This window comes from Mizugakiibacter sediminis (assembly GCF_000953855.2).
GTDB lineage: Bacteria > Pseudomonadota > Gammaproteobacteria > Xanthomonadales > Rhodanobacteraceae > Mizugakiibacter > Mizugakiibacter sediminis.
In genome coordinates this window covers 1-5,936 of record NZ_DF970190.1, presented here as the reverse complement: position 1 = coordinate 5,936, position 5,936 = coordinate 1, and the positions used below count along the sequence as shown (strand labels likewise).

General features: G+C 69.4%; 4 protein-coding genes. 1 reads left to right on the top strand and 3 read right to left on the bottom strand.

Features of this window, described 5'->3' with window-relative positions; all coding sequences use genetic code 11:
* Window positions 1-93 precede the first annotated feature (93 nt).
* From MBSD_RS07635 to MBSD_RS07625, 3 genes are all read right to left on the bottom strand, one after another.
* Entirely contained in the window at window positions 94-621 is a 528-nt protein-coding gene (locus MBSD_RS07635) for an REP-associated tyrosine transposase (protein ID WP_062536592.1), read from the bottom strand.
* 133 nt (window positions 622-754) lie between these two features.
* Window positions 755-1,039, bottom strand: a complete 285-nt coding sequence (locus tag MBSD_RS07630) for a DUF3892 domain-containing protein (protein WP_082306549.1) — start codon at window positions 1,037-1,039, stop codon at window positions 755-757.
* A gap of 106 nt (window positions 1,040-1,145) precedes the next feature.
* On the bottom strand, window positions 1,146-4,355 hold the full coding sequence (locus MBSD_RS07625; RefSeq protein WP_062536590.1) for a WD40/YVTN/BNR-like repeat-containing protein: 3,210 nt from the start codon (window positions 4,353-4,355) through the stop codon (window positions 1,146-1,148).
* A gap of 526 nt (window positions 4,356-4,881) precedes the next feature.
* On the opposite strand from MBSD_RS07625, the gene MBSD_RS07620 reads away from it, so the two are divergent.
* Entirely contained in the window at window positions 4,882-5,898 is a 1,017-nt protein-coding gene (locus MBSD_RS07620; RefSeq protein WP_062536588.1) for a sodium:calcium antiporter, read from the top strand.
* The last annotated feature ends 38 nt before the right edge of the window (window positions 5,899-5,936 follow it).

The window sequence follows — 5,936 nt, the reverse complement described above, 5'->3', positions numbered from 1 at the left end:
CGCGCTGTGAAAACCGAGGTTACACAGTTCGTTTGACAGACCCTTCACTCCACTTCCAGCCCGCGTAGGGCGGGAGTATCCCGCCTGTCGCGTTCACTCCAGGTCCAGGCCGAGAACATCATCCGAGGCGCCCCAATCGGCAGCATAGATGCCGCGCTCGACATACCGGTAAAAGCTTGAGAATCGCCAATCCGCCGCGCGCAAGACATGGCCGTGCTTGACCGGGTTGTAGTGGATGTAATCCACGTGCCGCTCGAAATCCCGCTCGTCGCGGATGGCGTGTTCCCAGAACCGGCGCTGCCAGATGCCGCGTTCGCCCTTCTTCCGCCTTCTCTCCGAAAGGCGCTCGCCCGCCGGGATGCCGCGCGAAAAGCCGGCCTTGATCCCGTGCCAGCGCGAGGAGAAATCCGCGTCATCCGGCGGCAGTGTCCAGATGCAGTGCAGGTGGTCCGGCATCACGGCGATCGCATCCAGCCGAAATGGCTTGGCGCGCCGCACGTCGACGAAAGCCTGCCGCAGCAGGTCGATGTACTCGGTGAGCAGCCGACGCCGACGCTCAAGCAGCGCCACCGTAAAGAAGAACGTGCCGCCGGGAATGAATGCGCGCACATAGCGAGGCATGCCGTTACTTTATCTCGACGGGCGGGATACTCCCGCCCTACGCGGGCTAGAGGACAGCGGGGTCAGTTTGAGCTGGCCCAATTCCTGTCACGCAGCAGTTGGACGGCCGGCTGGAGCGCCTAATTTGGCTGGGTCACGGGCACTCAGGCAAACTCAGGAGGTTATTGGGTTGTTCCCCATCGTTCTGGGTCTTGATGTACTTGTGTCCCGTGGCACTTACCGCAACGATGACCCAGACGGACTTGCCATTCACACTAACCCAGAAGCGCCACTTGCCAGACTCGATTCCGGCGATCGCCTCTTGCTGAGATAGCTTCCAACGCGTCCCATCCCCGTTAAGGCCCCCGATGCTGTGGATGCGCTCGTGGGCGCTTGAGCGATTAGTCTTGTTGATGCACGTGACTTGGTGGTCGGACATCGTTCCCGTCCTCGAAATGTCGCTGGCCAATCCAGCCATTCCATGGAAACACCACGTCGTCTCAAATGGTGAGACAACCCATCTCCAACGCGCACTCGCAGCCCCCTCACGGCAAATCCTTCCCCTCCCCCGCCGATTCCACCTCCAGCTTGTCGACCGCCGGCACGCTGATCGCCGTCATGCCGGCGCTGCGCAGGTCGGCGTTCAATTTGGCGAGGTCGCCGTCGCGCAGCGACTGCCACTGCGCCAGCGCGCGCTTCAGCTTGTCCTGCTCTTCGGCGACGACCTGGCGCTGGGCGTCGGTCGGGGCGACGTCGGCGGATTCGACGTCGCTTTCGATGGCGGCGAGGGTTTCGCTGATGTCGGTGAGGGCGTCCGCGTCGTCGTCCTTCGGCGACAGCCTGGCGGCGAAAGCGGCGACTTCCTCGCGCAGCGCGGCGTGGGCGGCGTCGTGCCTCAACTTGTCGCCCAGCGCGTCGAGCTGTTTCCGCACGGCCTGCTGCTCGCCGTAGCCGCGCCAGGCGTCGGCCAGCGTGGCGGCGATGGCGTTGGAGAAGTGCAGCGAGGCGCGCAGGTCGGCGAGCGGCGTGGCGATGCGCGGGTCCGGCTTCACCGTCAGCGGCTGGCGGTATTCGCGGCCGCCGGCCTTCAGCACCACGGTGTACGTGCCGGGCAGCACGTACGGGCCCTGCGGCGTGGCCGGCGTGTCCTCGCCGAACACGGCGGCGATGCTGTATTCGTAGCGGATCGCCGGCGGGCGCGGATAGCGCAGGTCCCAGTAGAAGCGGTGCATGCCCGGCGCGGCGGACAGCGGCGCGGCCGGTTTCAGCCACGCTTCGGCGAAGTAGCGTTTGGCGTTCACCGCCTCCGGCCTGGCGTCGCTGGCGAAGCGGCGCACGAGCTTGCCGTCGGCGTCGCGGATTTCCAGCGTGACCGCACCCTTGGCGCGCGCGCCCAGCCAGTAGTCGATGGCGACGCCCACGGGTGGGTTCTTGCCGACCGGCGTTTCCGGCGGCAGCGGCGTGTCGCGGTTGTTGTCCGGGCGCACGCGCACCGCTTCGCCCGGCGCGAACAGGTGCGCCGGCGCCTGCGCCAGCTTCGCGTCCATCTGCCGCAACGGCGTGACGTCGTCGAGGATCCAGATCGCGCGGCCCTGCGTGGCGGCGATCAGGTCGTTGCCGTGCACCAGCAGGTCGCGCACCCACGCGGTCGGCAGGTTCTGCTGCAGCGACTGCCAGTGGCCGCCGTCGTCGAAGCTGACGAACACGCCGGCGTCGGTGCCGGCGTACAGCAGGCCGGCCTTGACCGGATCGGCGCGCACCACGCTGACGAAGTGGTCCGCCGGCAAACCGGCGTCCGCTTCCTGCCAGGTCTTGCCGTAGTCGTGCGTGCGCAGCACGCGCGGACGGAAGTCGTCCTGGCGGTGGTTGTCGACGGCGACGTAGGCGGTGGCGGGGTCGAGCGCGGAGACATCGATGCTGTCGATGCGCGCCCATGCCGGCACCTGCTTCGGCGTGACGTCGCTCCAGTGCCTGCCCCCGTCGCGGGTGAGCTGGATCAGGCCGTCGTCGGTGCCGATCCAGATCTCGTCGTTCGACCGCGGCGAGGGCGCGATGCTGTAGATCACGCCGTAGCCGCAGGCGCGCGCGTCGGCGACGGCGACGTCGCCCGTGCAGTTCTTCGCATCGTCGCGCTTGCCGGTGAGGTCGGGGCTGATGATGTCCCAGTGGCGGCCCTGGTCCAGCGAGCGGAACAGCACCTGCGCGCCGGCGTACAGCGCGTACGGCGCCTGGCGCGAAGTCACCAGCGGCGCGATCCAGGTGTAGCGGTACTTCACCGAGGTGGGCCGCGCGCCGTAGCTCGACACCGGCCACGGCGAGACGTTCTCCACCTGGCCGGTGCGCGCGTCGTAGCGCGAAATGCGGCCGCCGAGGCCGGAACCGTAGACGATCAGCGGATCGGCGGGATCGGGGATGTCGTAGTCGCGCTCGTCGCCGCCGACCGGGTGCCAGTCGCGGAAGGTGATCGAGCCGTAGTCGCTGCGGCTGGCGATGCCGACCGTGCCGGAATCCTGCTGGCCGGAGTAGATCCAGTACGGGAAGCGGTCGTCGGCGGCGAGGTGGTAGAACTGGCCGGTCGGCTGGTTGTACCAGCTCGACCAGGTCTTGCCGCCGTCGACGGTGATCACCGTGCCCTGGTCGCTGGCGGTGATCATGTGATCCGGTTGCCGCGGGTTGATCCACAGGTCGTGGTAGTCGTCGCCGCCCGGCGCGCCCTTGATCTCGGTCCAGGTCTTGCCGCCGTCGGTGGAACGGCGGATCGACTGGCCGGTGGCGTACACGGTGTCCGCATCGCGCGGATCGACGGTGAGGCGGCTGAAGTACCAGTTGCCGAAGGTGCCGGCGTCGTCGTTGACGCGCAGCCAGTGCGCGCCGCCGTCGTCGGAGCGGTACACGCCGCCGCTCTTTTCCGAATCGACCGTGGCGTAGATGCGCGTGCCCTGCGCGGTGTCGGCGACGGCGAGGCCGATGCGGCCGAGCGGAGCGGTCGGCCAGCCTTCGCCGTTCACGCGCGACCAGGTCTTGCCGCCGTCCTCGCTGCGGTAGATGCCGCTGCCCTTGCCGACGATCGGCGTGAAGTAGCTCAGCCACGGCCAGTTGCGCGCCTGCCACGTCGCCGCGTACAGGCGCTGGGGATGCGCGGGGTCCATGGCGAGATCGACCGCGCCGGTGGCGTCGTCGATCGCCAGCACGTGCTGCCAGGTCTTGCCGCCGTCCTCGCTGCGATAGATGCCGCGCTCGGGGTTGGGCCCGAAGATGTGCCCCAGCGCGGCGACGATGACGATGTCGGCGTTGGACGGATCGACCACGATGTCGCCGATGTGGCGCGTGGCGTCGAGGCCGAGGTGCTGCCAGGTCTTGCCGCCGTCGGTGGACTTGTAGACGCCGTTGCCGGCGGCGATGTCGTAGCGCGGCTCGGGCTGGCCGGTGCCGATGTAGATCACGTTCGGATCGGAGGGCGCCACCGCGATCGCGCCGATGGACGCGGCCGGCAGGCGATCGGTCAGCGGCTGCCAGGTGCGGCCGGCGTCCACCGTCTTCCACACGCCGCCGCCGGCGGCGCCGAAGTAGTAGGTGTCGGGCTGCGAGGGCACGCCCGCGGCCATCGTGGACCAGCCGGCGCGGAACGGGCCGACCAGCCGCCATTGCAGGCCGGCCGTCATCGACGGCGGCACGGGCGCGGCGCGCAGCGGTGCCGCGGCGGCAACGCCGAGGCCGGCGCAAAGCAGGGCGAAGCGAAGGGCATTCGGACGCATGGACGGCTCCCGTCGGGACGTGGCAATCGCCCGAACATACTCCCGAGGCGCGCGCCGCAACAGGGAGGGAAGGCGCGAAGGCGCTTGCGGCGGCGCATCATCCGGGCGCGGCGGCGACCACGGCAAAGCCCGGGCGCGCCGTCGCTCACGGCGAAGCACGAGCGCGCGTCGGCCACGGCGAAGCGCAAGCGGCCGTCTGTCCGAACGAGCGCAGCATCACCCCGATGGCCCCCTCTACCGCCCATGGCGGGAGCGGGGAAGAGCAACGTCGCGTCATCGTGCTCGCGCTGCGTCCTCGCCGTTCGAGCAGGCGATGGCAGTCCGCGCGCGCTCCCTCGCGCCATCCCGTCCCCCTATCCCCGCGTAGCTTCTTGTCTCCCCATCCCCGGCATACCGTTTTGTCTCCCCTCCCCGGCGGGGAGAGGGTCGGGGGGGAGGGCGGCCGCTGCCCGCCTCGAACGAGCCGCTTGCGGCATCGACGCGTCCCCGCATGCGATCATCGCGCCATCGTGCCGGGGAGCCGCGCATGCCTGACTCGCTGCCGTTGTCCGCCCTGTTGGGTATCTTCGCCGTGGCCGCGGCCGCGGTGTGGTATGCGGGCATCTATCTGTCGGACGCGACCGACGCGCTGGCCGCGCGCTTCGGCCTCGGCGAGGCGCTGGGCGGCATGATCCTGCTGGCGATCGTCACCAACCTGCCGGAAATCGCCATCGTCGCCAGCGCTTCCGCGCGCGGCGCCATGGAAGTGGCGGTCGGCAACATCCTCGGCGGCATCGCCATCCAGACCGTGGTGCTGGCCGCGCTGGACGTATTCGGCCTCGGCCGTGAAGCGCCGCTGACCTTGCGCGCCGAATCGCCGACGCTGGTGCTGGAAGGCGCGCTGGTGGTCGCCGTGCTGGCGCTGACCATCATCGGCCACCACATGCCGGCCGAACTGATCGTGGCGCGGATGACGCCCGCCGCGCTGCTGATCGCCGCGTTCTGGATCGCCGGGCTGTACGTGATCGGCGAGACGCGCCGACGCTTCGGCGACGCCGACGGCCGGCCGCGGCCGAACGGACGCAGCACCGCCCGCCACGCGCTGGTGTTCGCCGCCGGCGCGCTGGTGACGCTGGCCGCGGGCGTCGTGCTGGAGGTGAGCGGCGAGCACATCGCCGCGCGGCTCGGCATGGGCGGCGCGCTGTTCGGCGCAACCGTGCTGGCCGGGGCGACCGCGCTGCCGGAGGTCTCGACCGGGCTGGAGTCGATGCGCCTCAAGGACTACCGCATGGCGGTCAGCGACATCTTCGGCGGCAACGCGTTCCTGCCGGTGCTGTTCCTGATGGCGACGCTGCTGTCCGGCAAGGCGGTGCTGCCGAACGCGAAGCCCACCGACCTCTACCTCACCGGGCTGGGCATCCTGCTGACCGTGGTGTACATCGCCGGGCTGGTGATCCGCCCGCAGCGCCAGTTGCTGCGCATGGGGCTGGACTCGTTCGTGGTGGTGCTGCTGTATGCGCTCGGCGTCCTCGGCCTGTTCTTCATGCATCCCGATGGCGGCTAGATGTGTAAACCCACCAGGTTGTTCATGTCGATGCGGGT